Source organism: Streptomyces sp. NPDC014882 (assembly GCF_043081325.1).
GTDB lineage: Bacteria > Actinomycetota > Actinomycetes > Streptomycetales > Streptomycetaceae > Streptomyces.
In genome coordinates, this window is the sequence record NZ_JBIBWL010000012.1 from 219,762 (window position 1) to 240,211 (window position 20,450).

Sequence of the window (20,450 nt, forward strand, 5' to 3'; positions counted from 1 at the left end):
GCCGTGTCCGCCGCCGAACGGGCTCCGACGGGCGTCTTCCCAGGCGTCTTCGGCGGTTCGCGTGGTGCCGGCGACCGGGAAAACCCCTCGTGGAAGGCACCGCGATCGGAAGAACGCCTCGCGGGTGGCACGCGGGGCAGGCCGCACCGGATTGTTCCGGAGGGCGGCGGGTCACGGCGTGATCAGGCCTGGACCGTTCTCGGGGACTTGGACGAGGGCGAGTTCGGATCTGAGCTGTTCCCAAGCCTTTGGGGGGTGGCGAGTTCGGGTTCGGAGCGCTCTCAGGCCTTCGAAGGGAGGCGAGTTCGGGTTCGGACCGTTCTTGGCCATGGGGCGGCGGTGGACTCGGACCTTGATCGTCCTCGGGCCGTCGGGCGGAGGACGGTACGAGCCCGGAGCGTTCCCGGGCGACGGAGACTGCGGGCAGCGGGCAGCGGGCAGCGGGCAGCGGGCAGCGGGCGGCGGGCAGCAGGCGGCGGGCGGCAAGCGGCAAGTGGCAAGTGGCGGTGTGACCAGGCGTCTTGGAATGCCCGGATTCCGTTGGGCGGTGCGACGAGCCCCGGCACCCGCGTGGCGGACGCCGGCGGTCCGCGACTCCCGGCTCCCGGCCGCCCGGGCGGGACCGCGGTGTCACGCTCCCGGGTGCGACCGGGAGGCGGCGCTCACGCCGAGGCGCGCCGGACGAGGGTCGTAGGCGTGATCACGGACGTGGGGACGTGGCCGGCCGGCCGGTTCAGCAGCTTCATCAGCAGCTTGACCATCAGCCTCCCCAGGCCTTCGACGTCCTGGCGCACCGTGGTGAGCGCCGGGACGCTGTCGCGCACCACCGCCTCCATGTCGTCGAACCCGACCACGGCCACGTCCTGCGGCACCCGCAGACCCCGTTCGCGCAGCACGCGCAGCGCACCCAGGGCCATGAGGTCGTTGGCCACGAAGACGCCGTCGACGTCGGGCCGCCGGTCGAGCAGGTCGGCCATGGCCCGGGCGCCGCTCTCCGCGGTGAACTCACCCTCGCGCAGCAGCTCCGGATCGGGATCGATCAGCACGTCGTGATAGCCGGCGATCCGGTCCAGCGCGGACGTCTGGTCCCGTGGGCCGGCGATGTGCGCGATGGTGTGGCGGCCCAGGGAGACCAGGTGGCGCACGGCCTCGCGCGCGCCGCCCCGGTTGTCGCAGTCGACGTACGGGACGGACAGCCCGGAGCCCGCCCCCGGACGGCCGCCGAAGACCGTCGGCACCTTGCTCTGGGTGATCAGCGAGGGGAACGGGTCGTCGCTGTGCAGGGAGAAGGCGAGCGCTCCGTCGACGTGCCCCCCGGCCAGGTAGCGCGCGATCCGCTCGTGATCGGACTCGCCCTCCACCCACAGCAGCACCAGCTGGATGTCGTGGGCGGTCAGTTCCCGGCTGATGCCGCGGATCTGCTGCTCGAAGAACGGGTCGGAGAACACCCGGAACTCCGGCTCCGCGATGATCACGGCGACCGCACCGTGCCGGCGGGTGACCAGTGAGCGGGCCGCGTGGTTCGGGACGTAACCCAGCTCGTCGACCGCCTCGCGCACCTTGTCGACCAGCTTCTGGCGGACCCCGGCGCCCCCGTTGACCACGCGCGACGCCGTGGCCCGCGACACGCCCGCATGCGCAGCGACAGCCTCCAGGGTCGGGCGGTTTACTGCTGTCTGCTCGGGCAACGCAACTCCTGGTCTGCTCCCGCGGCGCCTGCTCGCCCGCCGCTCCTCCGGGTGAACAGGATAAACGCCCCCGGACCGGGATGAGAGCGCTTTCAAGCCGGGGTCGACGGGTGCGCCCGGACCCGCGGTCGGCCGACGTCGAGCGGCCATGGCAGGTTTCCCGCAGGCCCGGGCGGGACCGCGGGTTCGGCCGGCCTTGCCTGCCGGCCGGCCGGCAGGCCGTGCGGTCTGCGAGGTGGGTGGCGATCATCTGGGCGTCCGGTCGCCTGGGCGCCCGGACGCATTCCTGGCATGGTCACGGCTGCGTGCGCCTCCGTGGTGCACGCCCCCGTGCGGCGAGACCTGACGTGCCGAAACCTGACGTGCCGAAACCCGATGCGACGGGACCTGACATGCCAAAACCTGACGCACCACAACCCGGCGCAATGAAACTCAACGTCCTTCACCCGCAGCGGAGTTACGCCCGCCGAGGCACGCGCGCCGTCACCCCGCCCCGCCCCGCGGCCGCCCGCCCGGCCGTCGGCCTCCGCTCGCGTCGCCGGAACCAATTCATGTTCGAAGTATTGACCGTTCTTTGCCAGGTGCCTAGGTTGACGCCGTCTTGAGAGCGCTCTCAGAAAGGTTGCGCATGAGATTCCGCAGACACCTGGCGCTGCTGTCGACGGCCTCCCTGGCCGCCGCGGGCCTGGTGGTCACCGTGGGCGGCGGCGTGGCCTCCGCCGCCACCGTCGAGGTGGGCAAGGGCAGTTACAGCGACGTCCGTCCCGCCGGGAGGCAGGGACCGTCCGACAACGGCGGCCAGGCGGTGAAACCGAAGGTCACGGCCGCCATGGCGGACAAGCCCGTGCCGACCAACGACTGGTGGTCCTCGCTGGTCTTCCAGCGGTTCGCGAGCAATCCGTGGTCGGAGAACATGTACGGCCACCCCCTCACCTACAAGGCGGTCTCCGGCGGTCTGGAGGTCGGCTACCCGACCGGTCACCAGATCGTGGGCGGCGGCCGCCAGTACGAGTTCCCCCACAAGGCCGACCTGACCCTGGGCCTGGCGGGCCTCAACTCCCCGGACGCCAAGGCGGACGGGTGGAGCGACTGGACCGTCACCCCCTCCTGGAAGGACGGCGCGCGCACCCTGCGGGCGACCGTCGGCCACGGCCTGCCGTACGTGTACGCCGAGGGCACCGGCGGCGCGGCGCAGATCACGGCGGCCGCCCCGCCCACCGTCTTCGCCGACCAGGGCAACGTCCTGGGCGTCACCATCGCCGGCCACGACTACGCGCTGTTCGCCCCGAGCAGCAGCGACTGGACCGTCTCCGGCAACGACATCCGCGCCGACCTCGGCACCAAGGACTACTTCTCCCTGGCGGTCCTGCCCAGCAAGGGCGCGCTCGCCGACTACAAGAAGTACGCCTTCAGCTTCGTGACCGGCTCCACGGTGGACTGGGAGTACCGCGAGGGCGCCGGCGAGGTCGCGGCGACCTACTCGCTGACCACGAAGGCGAAGGAGGGCACCGAGACCGGCACCCTCCAGGCGCTCTACCGCCACCAGTGGCTGCACACCTCCGACCCGCTGACCGACTACACCTACGTCTCCTCGCGCGGCCTGATGAAGGTCCGCGAGGGCAGGTCGTTCACCACGACGCAGAAGGTGAACGGCGTGCTGCCGGGGCTGCCCAGCGCCGCCGGCGTGGACAAGGCGAAGCTGAAGACGTACATCAACGACGTGCTGACGCAGGGCGATCCGCTGAGCGGCGCCATCGACACCTACTGGACCGGCAAGGCCCTCGGCAAGCTCGCCCAGCTCGTGCCGATCGCCGACCAGATCGGCGACACCGCCGCCCGCGACAAGCTCCTCGCCCTGATCAAGGGACGCATGGAGGAGTGGTTCACCGTCGGCGGCCCCTCCGAGTTCTCCTACGACAAGGACTGGCGCACCCTCATCGGCTACCCGGCCTCCTACGGCAGCGACCAGGAACTGAACGACCACCACTTCCACTACTCGTACTACGTGATGGCCGCCGCGATCGTGGCGCAGTACGACCCGCAGTGGGCCGCCGACTCCGAATGGGGCGGCATGGTGAAGGAACTCATCAAGGACGCCGCCAACCCGGCGAGGAACGACACCAAGTACCCGTTCCTGCGCGGCTTCGACGCCTACGCCGGCCACAGCTGGGCCGCCGGCCACGAGGCCTTCGCCGCCGGCAACAACCAGGAGTCGTCCTCGGAGTCGATCAACCTCAGCGCCGGCCTGATCATGTGGGGCTCGGCCACCGGTGACAAGGCGCTGCGCGACCAGGGCGTCTACATGATGATGACCGAGTCGGAGTCCATCGCGCAGTACTGGTTCGACGCCGACCAGCAGGTCTACCCCGAGGACTTCACCCACGACGTCGTCGGCATGGTCTGGAGCAGCGGCGGCGCCTACGCCACCTGGTGGACCGCCAACCCCGAGGAGATCCACGGCATCAACTTCCTCCCCATGACCGGAGGTTCGCTGCACCTGGCCCGCGAGAAGGCCATGCTCCGCCGCAGCGTCACCGAGATGGAGAAGGAGAACGGCGGTCCGGCCGTCGAGTGGAAGGACATCTTCTGGCAGGTCCAGGCGATGTACGACCCGGCCGGCGCCCTGCAGTACTGGAACCAGTGGAACGGCGGCTACGTTCCCGAGGCCGGCGAGACCAAGGCCCACACCTACCACTGGGTCGCCACGATGAACGCCGTCGGCGCACCGGACATGACCGTCACCGCCAACACCCCGACGGCCGTCGCCTTCGACAAGAGCGGCACCAAGACGTACACCGCGCACAACTACACCGCCGAGGCGTGCTCGGTCCTCTTCTCCGACGGCGGCGTGCTGAACGTCCCGGCGAGGTCGACCGCCTCCGGAACGGGCGGCGACACCCAGCTCGGCACCCTGTGCGGCGCCCCCGGCGACGACAGGCCCGGCGCGCCCGGCACCCCGGTCGCCGGTGACGTCACCGACGACTCCGTCAAGCTCACGTGGACCGCCGCGACCGACGACAAGGGCATCAAGGACTACGACGTCTTCCGCGGCACCGCCAAGGTCGCCACCGTGACCGGCACGACGTACACGGACACCGGCCTGACCTCCGGCACCGAGTACACCTACAGCGTCAAGGCCCGCGACACCTCGAACCAGGTCGGCCCGGCCAGCGGCACCGTCACCGTCACCACCACCGGCACCCCGCCGCCGCGCGACGAGGCTCCGGGCGCGCCCGGCACCCCGGTCGCCGGCGACGTCACGAGCAGCTCGGTGAAGCTGACGTGGGCCGCGGCGACCGACGACAGGGGCGTCAAGGACTACGACGTCTTCCGCGGCGCCGCCAAGGTCGCCACCGTGACCGGCACGACGTACACGGACACCGGTCTGACGGCCGGCACCGAGTACACCTACAGCGTCAAGGCCCGCGACACCGCCGACCAGGTCGGCCCGGCGAGCGGCACCGTGACCGTCACCACCGCCGGCCCCCCGCCGGTCACCGGCGACACCTTCTACCCGCGCGCCGGCGGCGAACTCGGCACCACGGCGGCCGCGACGGGCTCCTCCGACACCATCCCCTCCGCGGGCGGCACCAACAACGACGGAACGCCGAAGAACCCGCTCGTCTACGAGGTCAAGAACGTCAGGGGCACCCTGAAGACCGGCTCCGCGACGGCCTTCACCTTCAAGGTCGACGCGGGCACCAACGTCGGCTACGCCCAGCAGGCCCGGGTCTCCTACGACCTGACCGGCGACGGCACCTTCGACCGCGTCGAGACGTTCCGCTACTTCGCCACCGACCCCGTCACCGGCTGGGAGGACTACTCCTCCGCCCGCCAGGGAGTGCACTCCGCCTCCGGCACCCTGGGCGACCTGAACGGCGGCACCGTCCGCGTCGAGGTCTGGAACGCGCTGGGCAACGGCCCCTCCACCCTCCAGGTGGGCACCGGCTCCGTCCTCACGATCCCCTTCGCCTGACCGGGCGTCCGGCCCGGCCGGTGGGCACGTCCCACCGGCCGGGCCGGGGCGCCGAAAGCCGGCGGCGACCGCCACCCCGTGCCGCCCTGCGCCCCCTCGTGTCATCCCGCGGCACCTCGTGCCACCCGGCGCCGCTCCGCAGTACCCCACGCCGCCCTGGTGCGCCCCTCCCTCCCCGTGCGTCAAGCACACGTTCGTCAGGAGATCCTCATGAGGAGACCCCCATGCCTATGACAGCGAAGGGCCGGATCTCTCCCGGTCCCCGGTTCCTCGCCCCGGTGGCCGCGGCGGCGGTGCTGGCCACCGCCGTCCTCGTCGCCGCCGGTCCGGTGTCCCGCGCCGAGGCGGCGGTGCCGGACACCATCGCCCTGACCCTGACCAACAACTCCGGCACCGGCCGGCAGATCCACCTCTACAACCTGGGCACCGAACTGGCCACGGGACGCCAGGGCTGGGCCGGCGCCGACGGAGTCTTCCACCCCTGGCCGGGCGGCGCCGTTCCGCCCGTGCCCGCGCCCGACGCCTCCTTCGCCGGTCCGGCCGAGGGCGAGTCCATGACGATCCGGCTGCCCAAGTTCTCCGGCAGGCTCTACTTCTCCTACGGCGAGAAACTCGACTTCAAGCTGGCCACCGGCGGCCTGGTGCAGCCCGCCGTGCAGAACCCGACCGACCCCAACCGCGACATCCTCTTCAACTGGTCCGAGTACACGCTGAACGACTCGGGCCTGTGGCTGAACAGCACGCAGGTCGACATGTTCTCCGCCCCGTACGCCGTGGGAGTGCAACGGCCCGACGGCTCGGTCGCCACCACCGGCCACCTCGAACCCGGTGGGTACGCGGGCTTCTTCGACGCGCTGGAGAAACGGGGCGGGGGCTGGGAGAAGCTGATCCAGAGGCGCCCCGACGGCACCGTCCTGCGCGCCCTCGCCCCGAGCCACGGCATCGAGGCGGGCGCCCCGCTGCAGAACTCGCTGGACGACCAGATCGACCGCGTCTGGCGGAAGTACTCCACCGAGACGCTCACGGTGACACCGTTCTCCCACCGGCCCGACCTCAAGTACCACGGCCGGGTCTCGGGCGACAGGATGAACTTCACCGACGGCTCCGGGGCGCTCGCCACGTCCTTCGCCAAGCCGGACTCCGACAGCGTCTACGGCTGCTACAAGCTGCTGGACGCCCCCAACGACATGGTGCGCGGCCCGCTCTCCCGCACGCTGTGCGCGGCCCTGAACCGGTCGACCCTGCTGGACAACCCCCAGCAGCCGGACGCGTCGTCGGCCGGTTTCTACCAGGACGAGGTCACCAACCACTACGCGCGCGAGATCCACGAGCGGATGGCCGACGGCAAGGCGTACGCCTTCGCCTTCGACGACGTCGGCGCCCACGAGTCGCTGGTCCACGACGGCGATCCGCAGCACGCGTACATGACGCTCGACCCGCTGTCGGGCGACTCCGGCCCGACGGCCACTCCGACCGCGACCCCGACTCCCAGCCCCACCGACGGGCCGTCGCCGTCCCCGAGCGACACCGGGACCGGGGGACCGACCTCGTCGCCGACGCCGAGCCCCACCCCGACCGTCACGTCGCCGCCCCCTCCCACGGGCGACACCTTCTTCCTGCGCTCGGGCGGACAACTGAGCACCCGGGCCGCGGCGGCCGCGAGCGCCGACACCGTCCCCTCCGCCGACGGGACCAACCACGACGGAACACCGTACGAGCCGCTCGTCTACGAGGCACGCGACGTGTTCGGCGCCCACGACCCCGCGCGCACGACGGACTTCACCCTCCGTACGGACGCGGGGACGCGCGTCGGTCTCGGCCAGCAGGCCCGGGTCTCGTACGACCTGACCGGTGACGGCACGTTCGAACGGGTGGAGACCTTCCGGTACTTCGCGACCGACCCGGTCCCGGGCTACGAGGTGTACCAGGGGGCGCGCGCCGGGCTGCACTCCGCGAGCGGCACGCTCGGTGACATGTCCGGGGGGACGATCCGGGTCGAGGTGTGGAACGCCGTCGGCGACGGCACGGCCTCCCTCGAGGTGGACTCGGGCTCGGTCCTGACCATCCCGTTCTAGACCTCACCACCATCGCCGACACCAACGCCGGCCGACCGGCCCGGCACCTCCTCCGGCCCCGCCGGGCGACCCGGCCGGCGGGGTCGCCCCGCCTCCGCCTCCGCGCGGTGTGGAGGAGGTGTGTGCGGCGTGCGAGGTGTGATCTTCGTACATCCGGCGGGTGTTAGCCTGCCCGCGGTCACGATCGCACGCACACGGGGGAGGCGCGGTGGGCTCGGACGGCTACCAGGTCAGGTCGGGTATGACCGGGCAGGCCCGGCAACTCGACGACGCCGGGACGGACATGGACGGCGTCAGCTCGGCCGTCAAGTCCCGCACGAGCTACTCGTACGGCGACGTCGGCGGCCACGACGCCGCGTCGGCGCTGAACGCGTTCGTCAAGGCCTGGGAGGCGGAGGCCAGGACACTGGCGTCGGCGTTGCACGAGCTCGGTGGCAAGGTGCAGTTGGCCAAGAAGACCTACCGCGGCACCGACGGTCTGGTGGGGACGAGCGTGGACGGCGTCAGCGTCGGCGGCACCGGCAGCCTCACCGCCACATCGGCACAGGGCGGACGCACCTCGGCCCTGTCGAGTTACTGAGGGACGGGCCGGTGTCGTTCCTCTCCTCTCCCTTCGACTCCCCTTCCTTCCGCCTCGCGTGGCTCGCCGGACTGTCCAAGAAAATACTCGGTGCCGGAAGCAAGAACGAGCTCCTCGACCTGATCGACGACGCCCTCTCGGTGCCCGAACCGGGCGGCGACCAGGCCCTGCTGGAGGGCCTGGCACAGCTCTACCGCGGCCAGGTCGACCAGGTCGGCGGCGTCTTCGACCAGGTCGACCGGGTGGCTCGCAAGGGTCTTCCCGAGGTGTGGGTCGGCGACACGAGCGTCCTCGCCTCCGACGTGGTGAACGCCGCCGGGCGGTCCGTGACCCAGATGGGCGAGGCGTTCCAGGGCGGCGCGTCGGTGCTGCTGACGCTGGCCGACGCGATCGGCGCCGCGCAGCGCAAGGACGAACAGGGCCGCGGACAACTGCTGGAGCAGAAGAGGATGCTCGGCGGCAGGGACGGTTTCTTCGACGACCTGCACGAGAGCGACGAGGAGGAGTGGGACCGCAAGAACGCCGCCCACCTCGGCTCCTACGCGGTCGACCTGATGCACGACGCCGTCTCCGAGGCGCAGGAGGCCACCCGCGTCGCGGCCCGCGACCTGAACAAGTGGGCCGCCGAGGCGCGGGCCGGGAAGATGGAGACCAGCGAACTCACCGCCGTCGACAAGCTGATGCTCGCCGACACCGGCGTCGCGGGCGCCGACACCGAGCTGAACGAGATCCTCACGGCGGGCGACCTGGCGCGCGCCTCGACGCGCATGGACCTGCTGAGCCTCGACGACGAGACGGCCATGGAGCGGATGCTGGCGAGGTCGGACAGCCCGCAGGAGCGGGCCTACCTGATGAAGGCCCTGGCCGCCGGCCACAGCGTCGCCGAGATCGGGGAGTTCCAGGACAAGATCCACGGCAAGGACCCCGACTGGCTGCGCCGGCACCTCACTCCGGTGGTCACCGCCGCGGACAGCATGGACGACGAGGGCCTGGCGCCGGACGGGGCGAACAACAACAGGGACTACGTCACGTTCAACGGCCAGCGGTGGGTCCAGGGCGGCGACGGCTCCGAGGGCACCTGCGTGGCCTCGTCCACCGTCACGTCCCGCGCCATGGTCGATCCCCTCTACGCGCTCGACCTCACCGGCGGCCCCGACGGCCGGCAGGACGACCCCGACGCCTTCAGGCAGCGCCTGGTCGCCGAACAGCACCGGCTGCACACCGAGGGCGACGGCGGCGAGAACTGGGGCGGCATGGGCCCCGAGGGGCAGGAGCGCATCAACGACACCGCCGTCGGCAGCGCCACCGGCACCGACTACGAGCGCCAGGACCTGGACAGCGCCGCCGACCGCAGGGCCGTCCTCACCGAGGTCGAGAAGTCGGTGGCGCAGGGGCGGCCGGTGCCGGTCGACGTCTCGGGCGAGAAGGGCGCCCACGCCATGACCATCATCGCCCAGGAGGGTGACATGCTCCAGATCTACAACCCCTGGGGCTCCACCACCTGGGTCAGCGAGGACGACTTCATCAACGGCCACATGGGCAAGGCTTCCAACAATGATCTCCCCAACACGTACAGCGTCTATCTTCCGCGGTAGCGGAGGCCGTACCGCGGTCGCGGCGGCCGCGCTCCTCGCCCTCGCCACGGGCTGCGGCCCGGACGCCGGCGAACCGGACGGCGGCTCCACGGGCACCGCGAGCCACCCCACGGGCACCACGGGCCGCACGACGAGTCACCCGGTGGGGGACACCAGCATCACCGCCGAGCCGGGCGAGCGCTTCACGCTCACCGTCGACGAGAACGCCTCCACCCGCGAGCACTGGTACCTGGTCGACCCCGAGCCCGACAGCTCGGTGCTGGTCAGCCGCGGCCAGGACCACGCGTCGGACTCCGGCGGCGAACCGGCGGCCGGTGCCGGCGGCCGGCTCACCTTCACCTTCGAGGCCACGGGCGAGGGGACCACCCGGTTCACGCTGCTGCACTGCACGTTCACCACCTGCCAGGGCAACACCTCCACCCTGCCCCCCGCGACGACCGGCCCCGCCGCCACCCCGACCACGGGGGCGGCCACCCCCGCCCCGGCCCCCGAGCGCATCACCTACACCGTCACCGTCGGCTGAGCCGCGGCGCACCGGTCAGATGAGACGAGACACCCGAGGCCCCGCCATGAACGACGACGTCCCGCACCCGCCGGACCGCACGGACGACGAGCTGGCCCGGCTCGACATCACCGTCCTGCTGCGGTACGGCCTCACCGCCGGGCCCGGCACCCGGCGCACCGCCCTGTTCGGCGACGGCGCCGCGGCCGCGGCCGTCGTCCTCGACCGCCTCGGCACCGAGCCGCGCTCGGTCGCCTTCCTCGCCGACACCGTGCGCGCCGGCGGACTCGCCCGCGCCGCGGAACTGCCCGAGCCCCTGCCCCGCCGGGAGGCGGCCGCCCTCGTACGGGAGTGGCTGCGGGCCGGCGCCGAGCTCGCGGGCGGGATCGCCGTCGACGACACCGCGGCCACCTGGCTGCACGCCGTCGCGACCGTCGTCGAACGGAAGCAGCTGAACCGGGCGCGGGCCGGAGCGCCTGATCCGAAGGCCTGATCCGAACGCCTGATCCGAACGCCTGATCCGAGCACGTGATCCGAGGAGCCGTTCCGAGCTCGTCGGCCCGGGGCGAGGAACGACACGGTGACGGCCTTGCCCGGCGTCGTCCGGTCGTGCCCCGCCGTGGGCCGAACCACGTGCCCCTCCACTCGAAGACCCTCCGGATGGCCCAGGTGCGGTGGTGGTCCGCGGTGGGCGAGGCACATGGTCGACAGGGCGGCCTCCTCCCGAGCCCTCGCGGCGCGCAACGACGACGTGGACGTCGAGATGCCCGGTCCCGCGCGGTCCGCCCCGTTCGTCGTCCACGACGACGTCCAGGAGTACGCCTGCGCCGACCGCGCACAGCAGGACCGCGCGACCGGCCGAGAGGTCCGGCCGGACGACGGCCGGCGCGAAGAACGACCGGAAGACCGTTCCGACGGAACGACCCGACGAGGAGGAACGCGATGCCCCGAGTGAGCGACGCCGCCAGCCCCGGCACGTCGGCCGAGGCCCTGGCCTCGATCAGCATGCCGGACCGGCTGGAGACGGTCTTCGGCGCGATGGACTTCTTCGACGGCCTGCCCCTGCCCGGCACGGTCACCCGCAGCTACGACACCCTGGACCTGCTGCGCGGGATCGAGGCCTTCCTCAACTGCGTGCCAGGAGCCTCGATGGTGGCCATGCGGCGCGGACTGCGCAGCCTCGGCATCGACTCCCACACCATCGGCTACACGGCTCCGCGATGCACCTCGGCACCGCTGATCCTCACGGCGAACACCGAGACGACGTACGGGATGGCCTATCTGGCGCTCGACCAGGACGGACCCACCGTGATCGAGTCACCGCCGGACTCGCTGTGCTTCGTCAACGACCTGTGGCAGCGCTACGTCACCGACATGGGCATCGCCGGACGCGACAAGGGAGAAGGCGGCAAGTACCTCTTCCTGCCCCCGGGCTTCGACGGCGACGTCCCCGACGGATACCTCGTCACACGGCCGGCGACCTTCTCCTCCTGGGTGCTGATGCGTGCGCTGGGCGGCGCGGAGGGTCTGTTCCGGACACGGATCTACCCCCTCTCGGCCGCGGGCGACCCGCCCGAGCAGCGCTTCGTCAACTTCGCCGAGTCGGACTTCAACGCCGTCCACGCCAACGACTTCTCGTTCTTCGAGGAGATCGACACCCTCGTCCAGGCGGAGCCGCCCGAGGCGCTCGATCCCGAGCGGGCCGGGCAGCTCGCCGCAATCGGCATCGTGCACGGCAAGCCGTTCCGGCCGGACGACCGCATGCGCTCGGTCCTCGACACCGCCGCCAGGATCGCCTCGGGCATCGTACGGACGCTGGCCTTCAAGCCGCGCGACCCCGACTTCTACCTCTACCCCGGCAGCTCGTGGAAGACCCCGTGGCCCTCGCGCAGCCACGCGTTCCTGTCCCCGGAGGGCGCCCGGCTGCTGGACGCCCGGGCGGTGTTCCACTACGTGGGGGCGGGCACCTCGCCGGCGATGGCGGTGGCGGCCGTCGGGGCCGGCTCGCAGTACGCCTACACGGCGGAGGACTCCACCGGCGCCTGGCTCGACGGCGGGCGCGCCTACACGCTCAGACTGCCGCGCGGCATCCCGGCGAAGGACTTCTGGGCGGTCAACGTCTACGACCCCCAGACCCGGTCACTGCTGCGCACCGACCATCCGTACCCGAGCATGAACAGCCTCTCGGAGGCCGTGCGGACCGAGGACGACGGCGACACGGTCGTCCACTTCGGGCCGGCCGCGCCGGAGGGCAGGGAGGGCAACTGGATCCGGACCGTCCCCGGCAAGGGCTGGTTCATGCTCCTCCGCCTCTACGGTCCGCTCGAAAGCTGGTTCGACCAGAGCTGGCGGCCGGGTGAGATCGAACCGGCGTGAGCGGGCAGCCGTGGGCGTGACGGCCGGCCGGGTTCCGTCCCGCGGCGTCGTGGTGGCGCCGGGTCCGGTCCCGATCACCGGTGTGCGCCGATGCGCGCGCCCCGGATGGCCGCACTGAATTGTGTGCCCTTGTGCACGGTGCGACGGTGTAGCCGGAGAGGCGACACCGGTGGCCTGGCGACAACGGCCCCGCGGGCGCCGGCACCGTGTGTCGATCCGTGGCCGGATCCCGTCCCGCCCCTCGGTGGCTGCTGACTCCCGATCCGGTGAGCGCACGGCACGCGACGGCCCCCTATCCCCGTTCTCGTGGAGGACAGCATGGAGAAAGCCGGCATAGACGAGGAGAGGACCGGCGCGGCCCGCCGGTGCGGCCCGCCACCGCGACGGCGCCGCGGCCGGCGGCCGGCGACACGCCGCCGTACCCGGCTGGTCCTGCCCCTCGTGGGCGCGCTCCTCCTCTCCCTCACCAGCTGCGGGTCCGCGCCGCACGCACCGACCCCGGCCGCCGCGGGCGGACCCGCGACGCTGCACGTGGTCCTCGACGGGAACTCCCTGACCCTCGAGCAGATGTTCGCCGTCCTCGACGCCCCCGCGCTCTCCGTGCGCCTGGCGCCGCGGGCCCGGGAGCGGATGCGGCAGAACCGCGAGGAGGCGATCGGCGCCCTGAACTCCGGCCAGCGCGTCTACGGATGGAACCAGGCACTGGGGCCCTTGAAGGACCACGCGCTCACCCCCGCCGAGCAACGCCGGTTCCAGCGCAACATCCTGCTGTCCAACGCGGCGGGCGTCGGACCCGTCTTCCCGCCGTCGGTGGCCAGGCTCGCGCTGGTCATCCGCGCGAACCAGATGGCCCGGGCCCGGATGGGAGTGCGTCCGCAACTCGCCGAGAGGATGCTCGACCTGGTGAACGCCGGCGTCACCCCCGAGATGCCGCAGATCGGGTCGCTCGGCATCGGCGACCTCCAGCCGATGGCGGAGGCCGGCCTGGTCGCCCTGGGCGAGGCCGCCCCGGCCCGGTTCAACGGCAAGGTGGCCCCGGCCTCTCAACTGCTGCCCCTGGCAGGCCTGGCGCCCTCCTTCACGCTCGAACAGGGAGAGGCCCTGCCGGTCATCAGCGGCAGCGCGGTCGTCGCCGCCTCCTTCGTCCACGCGCTCGAGCGCGCGGAGCGACTGGCGGACCTCTCCGAGGGCGGCCTCGCCCTCTTCATGGACGCCACCCGCGCCGAGACGCAGGCCCTGGACGCCCGCACCCACCAGGAGCGCCGGGTTCCCGGCGAGATCGACGTGGCGGCCCGGCTGCGCGCGCTCGTCGCGGGCAGCGGATGGATGACCGACGCGGGGCGCCGCCGGCTCGGGGAGACCCACGACCGCGTGCAGGACGCCGTCTCGGTGCGTGCCGCGCCGCACATCCTCGGCGCGCTGCGCGAGACGCTCGGCGACCAGCGCGAGGTCCTCGAACGCGAGGTGAACTCCTCCACGAGCAACCCCCTGGTGTTCCCGCGGCCCGGTGGCGGCGACGAGTTCGTCATGGGCGGGAACTACGACGCCGACCTGATGGCGCACGAGATCGACAGGCTGAACGGCAACATCGCCGACGTGGGCGTCCTGTTCGAGCAGCTGTCGGCCCGGCTCATGTCGCCGGCCTGGAGCTACGGCCTGCCCGCCAACCTCGCCGGGGGCCGCGTGGGCCTGAACTCCGGCATGGTGCAGGTGCAGACCGTCGCCACCGCCCTCGTACCGGAGATGCAGGTGCGGGCCCACCCGCCGAGCGTGCTGTCGCGGCCGGCGAAGGCCGGGCAGGAGGACCACAACACCATGGCCATGGCCTCCGCCCGCGGCCTCCACGAGAACCTCGACCGCATGGACGTCGTCCTCGCGGTGCAGATGATGATGTCCGCGCAGGGCATCGACCTGATCCGCGCCCCCATGCACGGACTTCCCCTGGGATGCGGCACGTCGCTCGTCCAGCGGGAGATCCGCCGCCACATCCCACCCCTCGGGGACGACCGCTGGATGTCCCCCGACCTGAACGAGATGATCGGGCTGGTGAAGGGGGACGCGCTTCTCCGCACCGTCCGCACCGTCCGCGGGGCCGAACCGGAAGCACTGTGCCGGGCGGCCTGAGCCCCCGCGATCACGGCCGGCGACGAGCGGACCGGGCCGCGGCCGGGTGCGTGCCCGGGGAGAGGACCCGCGGTCCCGCCCGTGCGCGCACCCGGCCCGCGCCGTGGAACGCCCGCGGCGGGCCCCCCGCGCCGCGGGCCGGCCGAGGAGCCCCCGACCGGCGGAAGACGGCACCACCGGTCCGCCCGGACGGTGCCGCCCTCCGCCGCGCCCCGGCCCCCACGTGAACGAACGCCCCGGCCCGCCGCCGTGAACGTCCGTCACGGCGAGGGCGGGTGCGGGGGCCCGGGCCGTCCCGATGGCGGTGTGGCGGGCCCGGCGTCGCGCCGCGCCCGCCACACCGGCTCCCCCTCGGAGCAGGACCTCGTCGCGCTGTCAGCGCTGCAGGGTCAGCAGACCCGGACGGTAGGGCAGGAGGCCGTAGTCACCTCCGGAGCTGGGGCTGCGGCCCTGGTAGAGCAGCTGCAGGTTGCAGGGGTCGACGGTCATGGTCTGGTCGGCGTTGGCGCGGATCAGTTCGCCGTGGCTGATGTCGTTGGTCCAGGTGGCGCCGCTGTTGGCCTTGCCGGCGAAGGGATTGCCCTCGGTCGCGGCCTGGGGCGTCCAGGAGCCGTTCAGACTGGTGGCCGTGAACGAGCGGAAGTACCGGCCCTGTGAACCGATCGCCTCGACGATCATGAGGTAGCGGTTCTGGCCCTGCAGCTTGTAGACCTGCGGGGCTTCGAACAGGTTGTTCGTCGTGTCGCTCATGACCACGGTCGAGGTCGAGCCGAAGCTGCCCGGGAAGTTCCCGATCGGCATGCTGGCCCGGTAGATCTTGCCGTTGTCGCCGGCGAAGAACAGGTACATGTTCGTGCCGTCACCGATGAGGGTCTGGTCGATGGGGCCCGTTCCGGAGCCGGAGATGCTGCCGGAGAAGAGCGTCTGCTGGGACGACCAGCCGTTCGGGTTGGTGGGGTCGGTCGACGTCCGGTAGGAGAAGGCGGTCCCGCCCCACTGGTAGGCGAGCACCCAGATGTTCTTCGGCGCGAAGTAGAAGAGCGTGGGGGCGACGGCCGAGTTGGACATCGCGTTCTGGCCGGCCGAGGCCATCTCCGACCAGTTGGTGAACAGGCCGAAGTTCATCGACCCCCACCTCGTCCCGGTGTCGTGCGTGGTCGCGTAGACGAGCTGCCTGCCGTTGTAGGGGGCGACGGTGAAGTCCTTGAGCGAGACCCACCCCTGCTTGGGCTGCGCCAGCGCGCCCGTCGACGCCCAGCGGTAGCTCGACGGAAGCTCGCACGAGCCGGGGGTGTCGGCGCCGACCTTGACGAGCCGCCACTGCTGGTTGGCTCCGCTCCAGTCGTCGTACTGGACGATGTTCGCGCTGTCGGCGGTGGAGGCGCCCTGCACCTCCAGGGCCTTGTTGCTGTGGCGCGAGATGAGCCGCACGTAGCCGTCCGAGCTGTCGGCCAGCCGCCACTGCTGGTTGGTGGCGTTCAGGTCGGACCACTGGACGATCGCGCCGCCGTTCGCGGTGGACCAGTTGTGGACGTCCAGCACCTTGCCCGAGTGGCGGGACTTGACGCGGTAGTAGCCGTCCCCGGAATCGACGAACTGCCACTGCTGCTGGTTCTGGTCGTTCCTGGTCCACTGGGTGATGCGGGCGCCGTCGTCGGTCGCCATGTTGTAGACGTCCAGGGCTTTGCCGCTGTTGCGGTTGACCAGCACGTACGAGGCGTTGGGGTCCACGGTCGCGGCCTCGGCGGGCTGGGCACCGAGGAAGGTGGCCAGCAGCAGCAGGGGCGCGAGGACGCCGAGTAAGCGTCTTGGACGGACCGGGGACGCGGGGCGAAGCCACATCGGAGGGCCTCCTTGAGGTGGGGACGAGGTGACGCCGATGAACGGCGGAGCGGCAGCTGCGCCGGGGCGGGACGGGATCGAATGTTTCGAAGAGATCCCGGCTCCGTGACGCCACAAGCTAGGAAGGCGGGGCCCTCCGGTCAAGGTCTGTCGCCGATCTGACCACAAACAAGCCCCGCTTCCGGGCGCGACGGGCCCTTGTGCCGACCGGAATTCGCAGGTGGCGTGCGGTGTGGCCGGTCGGCTCGGAAATTCGATCGCTGTTTCGCGGCATCGAAAGTTTCGAATCGGAAGCGGAAAGTTTTTCTGTCGTGAGAGTTGACGAGCTTCTGTCAACCCCGCACCATCCTGTTTGGCGAACCGACCTCAGTGCGAAATGCCGAACACCACTCGTCCTGTGTGGACGGTGCCGCACCACGGAGCCACGCACAGATGCACGACGGATTCACGCACCACAGCACTCGCGTCGACCGGCGGCCGGCCGGGTTCGACCGTGCCGGCCGGGTTCGTCCGTGCCGGCCGGGTTCGTCCGTGCCGGCCGGGTTCGTCCGTGCCGGTCGGGATCCTTCCGGGTCTCCGTGGCCACGGTGTCCGGTGAGTCCGTCATTCCTACCTTGGAGGCACATCCATGGGCTCTCAGGCCCTTCCCGGAGCCGCCGTCCGGCGGAAGATCCGCGTTCTGCTGCCGACGCTGCTCGTCGGCGCCCTCGGTATGGTCGGCGCACTGGCCGCGCCGCCGCCCGCTCAGGCCGCCGAGAACACGCTCGGCGCCGCGGCGGCGCAGAGCGGCCGCTACTTCGGCGTCGCCATCGCCTCCGGCAGGCTCGGCGACTCGGCGTACACGACGATCGCGAACCGTGAGTTCAACTCGGTGACCGCCGAGAACGAGATGAAGATCGACGCCACCGAACCGCAGCGGGGCCAGTTCAACTTCAGCTCCGGCGACCGCGTCTACAACTGGGCGGTGCAGAACGGCAAGCAGGTGCGCGGCCACACCCTGGCCTGGCACTCCCAGCAGCCCGGCTGGATGCAGAGCCTCAGCGGCAGCGCGCTGCGCCAGGCGATGATCGACCACATCAACGGCGTGATGGCCCACTACAAGGGCAAGATCGCCCAGTGGGACGTCGTCAACGAGGCCTTCGCCGACGGCAGTTCGGGAGCCCGGCGCGACTCCAACCTGCAGCGCACCGGCAACGACTGGATCGAGGTCGCCTTCCGCACCGCGCGCGCCGCCGACCCGTCCGCCAAGCTCTGCTACAACGACTACAACGTCGAGAACTGGACCTGGGCCAAGACCCAGGCCATGTACAACATGGTGCGGGACTTCAAGCAGCGCGGCGTGCCGATCGACTGCGTCGGCTTCCAGTCGCACTTCAACAGCGGCAGCCCGTACAACAGCAACTTCCGCACCACCCTGCAGAGCTTCGCCGCCCTCGGCGTCGACGTGGCCGTCACCGAGCTGGACATCCAGGGCGCCCCGTCCTCGACCTACGCCAGCGTGACCAACGACTGCCTGGCCGTCCCGCGCTGCCTCGGCATCACCGTCTGGGGGGTGCGCGACAGCGACTCCTGGCGATCGCAGGACACGCCGCTGCTGTTCAACAACGACGGCAGCAAGAAGGCCGCCTACACCGCGGTCCTCAACGCGCTCAACGGCGGCACCACCACACCGCCGCCGGCGGACGGCAACACGATCAAGGGCGTCGCCTCGGGCCGCTGCCTGGACGTGCCCAGCAGCAGCACCACCGACGGCACCCAGGTCCAGCTGTGGGACTGCCACAACGGCACCAACCAGCAGTGGACGTCCACCGACGCCGGTGAGCTCAAGGTCTACGGCAACAAGTGCCTGGACGCCGCCGGGACCGGCAACGGCGCCAAGGTCCAGATCTACAGCTGCTGGGGCGGCGACAACCAGAAGTGGCGCCTCAACTCCGACGGATCCATCGTCGGCGTCCAGTCCGGCCTCTGCCTCGACGCCACCGGGAGCGGCACCGCCAACGGCACCCTGATCCAGCTCTACTCCTGCTCGGGCGGCAGCAACCAGCGCTGGACCCGCGCCTGACGGGACCTGTCACGAGGAGATCGCCGACGCTCGCGAGGGTCGCCGCCGTGGTGGCGGCGGCCCTCGCCGTGGGCACGGCTCCGCCGGGCGGCGTCACCGCGGTGGGGAATTCCCGGCATCATCGGCTCGTCGCTCGTCGCTCGTCGCTCGTCGCTCGTCGCCCGGTGCGCGGTGCGCGGTGGGATCAGGCGTCCGCGGACGCGGGCAGGGCGAGCCAGGCACCGTAGCCGCCGAGCAGGTCGGAGACGCCGGTGCGGCCCTTGTGGCGCAGCAGACTGGCGGCGATGGAGGAGCGGTGGCCGCCCGCGCAGTGCACCACCAGGGGCCGGTCGGCCGGGATCTCGTCGAGGCGGCGGACCAGTTCGGCCAGCGGGATGTGCAGCGAGCCCTCGACGAAGCCCTCCTCGCGCTCGGCGGTGTTGCGCACGTCGAGCACCAGCGGGGGTTCGTCGCCGTCCAGCAGCCCGCGCAGTTCGACGGCGGTCAGACGGCCGGCCTGCTCCATCTCGTCGGCCAGGGCGGGGAAGGCGCCCTCGGGTTCGCGCAGGTAGCCGCCGACCTTGTCGAAGCCGATCCGGGCGAGCCGGGTGACGACCTCCTCCTCACGGTCCTGCGGCGCGACGACGACGACGTCCTGCTCGGGGGCGACGACCATGCCCGCCTGCTCGGCGAAGCGCCCGTCGGCGGGCACGTTGACCGAGCCCCGCAGATGCCCGGTCGCGAAATCCTGCGGCGAACGGGCGTCGACCACGACCGCCCCGGCCGCGCGCCGCTCCACGAACTCCTCCACCGACAGCGGCCGGGGCGCGGCGGTCGCGTCGAACAGGCCGTGCCTCTTGCGGTTGAGGACGGCGTCGTAGACGAAGTACGCGGGTGCGGACGGCTGCCCGGCCGTCACCAGCTCCACGAACCGCTCCTCGCTCATCGGCCGGCAGGCGTAGTTGGTGGCACGCTGCTCGCCGATGGTGGACCGGCGCCGGGTGGAGAGGTTCTTGCCGCAGGCGGATCCGGCGCCGTGCGCCGGGAAGACCCGCACGGCGTCCGGGAGGTCCATCAGCTTGTGCTGGATCGTGCGGTAGAGCATCCTGCCGAGTTCGTCCGCGGTCACACCGACCGACGCGAGCAGGTCGGGACGGCCCACGTCGCCGATGAACAGCGCGTCACCCGTGAGGACGCCGTAGGGGACGGCGTCCCGCGCGTGCTCGTACACCAGGACGCTGATCGACTCCGGTGTGTGGCCCGGGGTTTCGAGGATCTGGAGCTGGACCTCGCCGAGGCTGATCCGCTCTCCGTCGGCCAGTTCGCGGATCGGGTACTCGGCCTCGGCGCGCTGCCCGTAACCGATCCAGGCGCCGGTGCGGTCGGCCAGCTCCAGGTGGCCGGCGAGGAAGTCGGCGTGGAAGTGGGTGTTGACGACGGCCTCGATGGTGAACCCGTGCGCCTCGGCGTCGGTGAGGTACTCGGTGACGTCGCGGCGGGGGTCGACGACGACGGCCTTGCCGGTGGTCTCGTCGGCGATCATGTACGACGCCTGGGAGAGGCAGTCGAGGTAGTACTGGGCGAAGAACACGGTCGGGTGACCTCCACGTCGAAGGGGACTGAACACGCGCGGGGGATGTGCGGAAGGGTC

The 20,450-nt window shown here is 71.6% G+C and carries 12 protein-coding genes and 1 pseudogene; 10 read left to right on the top strand and 3 right to left on the bottom strand.

Annotated features, from left to right (window positions below; genetic code table 11):
* Nucleotides 1-662 precede the first annotated feature (662 nt).
* Nucleotides 663-1,688, bottom strand: a complete 1,026-nt coding sequence (locus tag ACF09K_RS25655; RefSeq protein ID WP_392247064.1) for a LacI family DNA-binding transcriptional regulator — start codon at nucleotides 1,686-1,688, stop codon at nucleotides 663-665.
* A 628-nt stretch (nucleotides 1,689-2,316) separates the two neighbouring features.
* Between ACF09K_RS25655 and ACF09K_RS25660 the strand changes: the two genes are divergently transcribed.
* The 9 genes and pseudogenes from ACF09K_RS25660 to hutH all read left to right on the top strand — a co-directional run bounded on the left by ACF09K_RS25660 (nucleotide 2,317) and on the right by hutH (nucleotide 14,916).
* The gene (locus ACF09K_RS25660; protein WP_392247065.1) at nucleotides 2,317-5,664 is read left to right on the top strand and encodes a glycosyl hydrolase; all 3,348 of its coding nucleotides are present in this window, start codon (nucleotides 2,317-2,319) and stop codon (nucleotides 5,662-5,664) included.
* 230 nt (nucleotides 5,665-5,894) lie between these two features.
* A pseudogene (locus ACF09K_RS25665) lies at nucleotides 5,895-7,109 on the top strand (glycoside hydrolase family 64 protein); the annotation flags it as partial.
* An 871-nt stretch (nucleotides 7,110-7,980) separates the two neighbouring features.
* The gene (locus tag ACF09K_RS25670) at nucleotides 7,981-8,319 is read left to right on the top strand and encodes a hypothetical protein (protein ID WP_392247067.1); all 339 of its coding nucleotides are present in this window, start codon (nucleotides 7,981-7,983) and stop codon (nucleotides 8,317-8,319) included.
* A gap of 11 nt (nucleotides 8,320-8,330) precedes the next feature.
* The gene (locus ACF09K_RS25675; protein WP_392247069.1) at nucleotides 8,331-9,914 is read left to right on the top strand and encodes a peptidoglycan-binding protein; all 1,584 of its coding nucleotides are present in this window, start codon (nucleotides 8,331-8,333) and stop codon (nucleotides 9,912-9,914) included.
* A 142-nt stretch (nucleotides 9,915-10,056) separates the two neighbouring features.
* On the top strand, nucleotides 10,057-10,437 hold the full coding sequence (locus ACF09K_RS25680; protein ID WP_392247071.1) for a protease inhibitor I42 family protein: 381 nt from the start codon (nucleotides 10,057-10,059) through the stop codon (nucleotides 10,435-10,437).
* A gap of 46 nt (nucleotides 10,438-10,483) precedes the next feature.
* Nucleotides 10,484-10,909, top strand: coding sequence for a hypothetical protein (locus ACF09K_RS25685; protein ID WP_392247073.1), 426 nt, complete (start codon nucleotides 10,484-10,486; stop codon nucleotides 10,907-10,909).
* 207 nt (nucleotides 10,910-11,116) lie between these two features.
* Nucleotides 11,117-11,371 (top strand): hypothetical protein, encoded by a 255-nt coding sequence (locus ACF09K_RS25690; RefSeq protein WP_392247075.1) that lies wholly within the window; start codon nucleotides 11,117-11,119, stop codon nucleotides 11,369-11,371.
* Nucleotides 11,359-12,792, top strand: a complete 1,434-nt coding sequence (locus ACF09K_RS25695; protein WP_392247077.1) for a DUF1254 domain-containing protein — start codon at nucleotides 11,359-11,361, stop codon at nucleotides 12,790-12,792. The genes ACF09K_RS25690 and ACF09K_RS25695 overlap by 13 nt, the downstream gene beginning before the upstream one ends.
* A gap of 306 nt (nucleotides 12,793-13,098) precedes the next feature.
* Complete coding sequence (hutH, locus tag ACF09K_RS25700; RefSeq protein ID WP_392247079.1) at nucleotides 13,099-14,916, top strand: histidine ammonia-lyase; 1,818 nt, start codon at nucleotides 13,099-13,101, stop codon at nucleotides 14,914-14,916.
* A 375-nt stretch (nucleotides 14,917-15,291) separates the two neighbouring features.
* On the opposite strand, the gene ACF09K_RS25705 is transcribed toward hutH, so the two are convergent.
* Nucleotides 15,292-16,758 carry a non-reducing end alpha-L-arabinofuranosidase family hydrolase gene (locus ACF09K_RS25705; protein WP_392247081.1) on the bottom strand — a complete coding sequence of 489 codons (1,467 nt, stop codon included), beginning with the start codon at nucleotides 16,756-16,758 and terminating at the stop codon, nucleotides 15,292-15,294.
* Nucleotides 16,759-17,386: 628 nt separating this feature from the next.
* Here ACF09K_RS25705 and ACF09K_RS25710 point away from each other — a divergent pair.
* On the top strand, nucleotides 17,387-18,820 hold the full coding sequence (locus ACF09K_RS25710; RefSeq protein ID WP_392247083.1) for an endo-1,4-beta-xylanase: 1,434 nt from the start codon (nucleotides 17,387-17,389) through the stop codon (nucleotides 18,818-18,820).
* A gap of 184 nt (nucleotides 18,821-19,004) precedes the next feature.
* Here the strand turns inward: ACF09K_RS25710 and ACF09K_RS25715 are convergent, their stop codons facing one another.
* On the bottom strand, nucleotides 19,005-20,390 hold the full coding sequence (locus ACF09K_RS25715; RefSeq protein ID WP_392247085.1) for a rhodanese-like domain-containing protein: 1,386 nt from the start codon (nucleotides 20,388-20,390) through the stop codon (nucleotides 19,005-19,007).
* Between the last annotated feature and the right edge of the window lie 60 nt (nucleotides 20,391-20,450).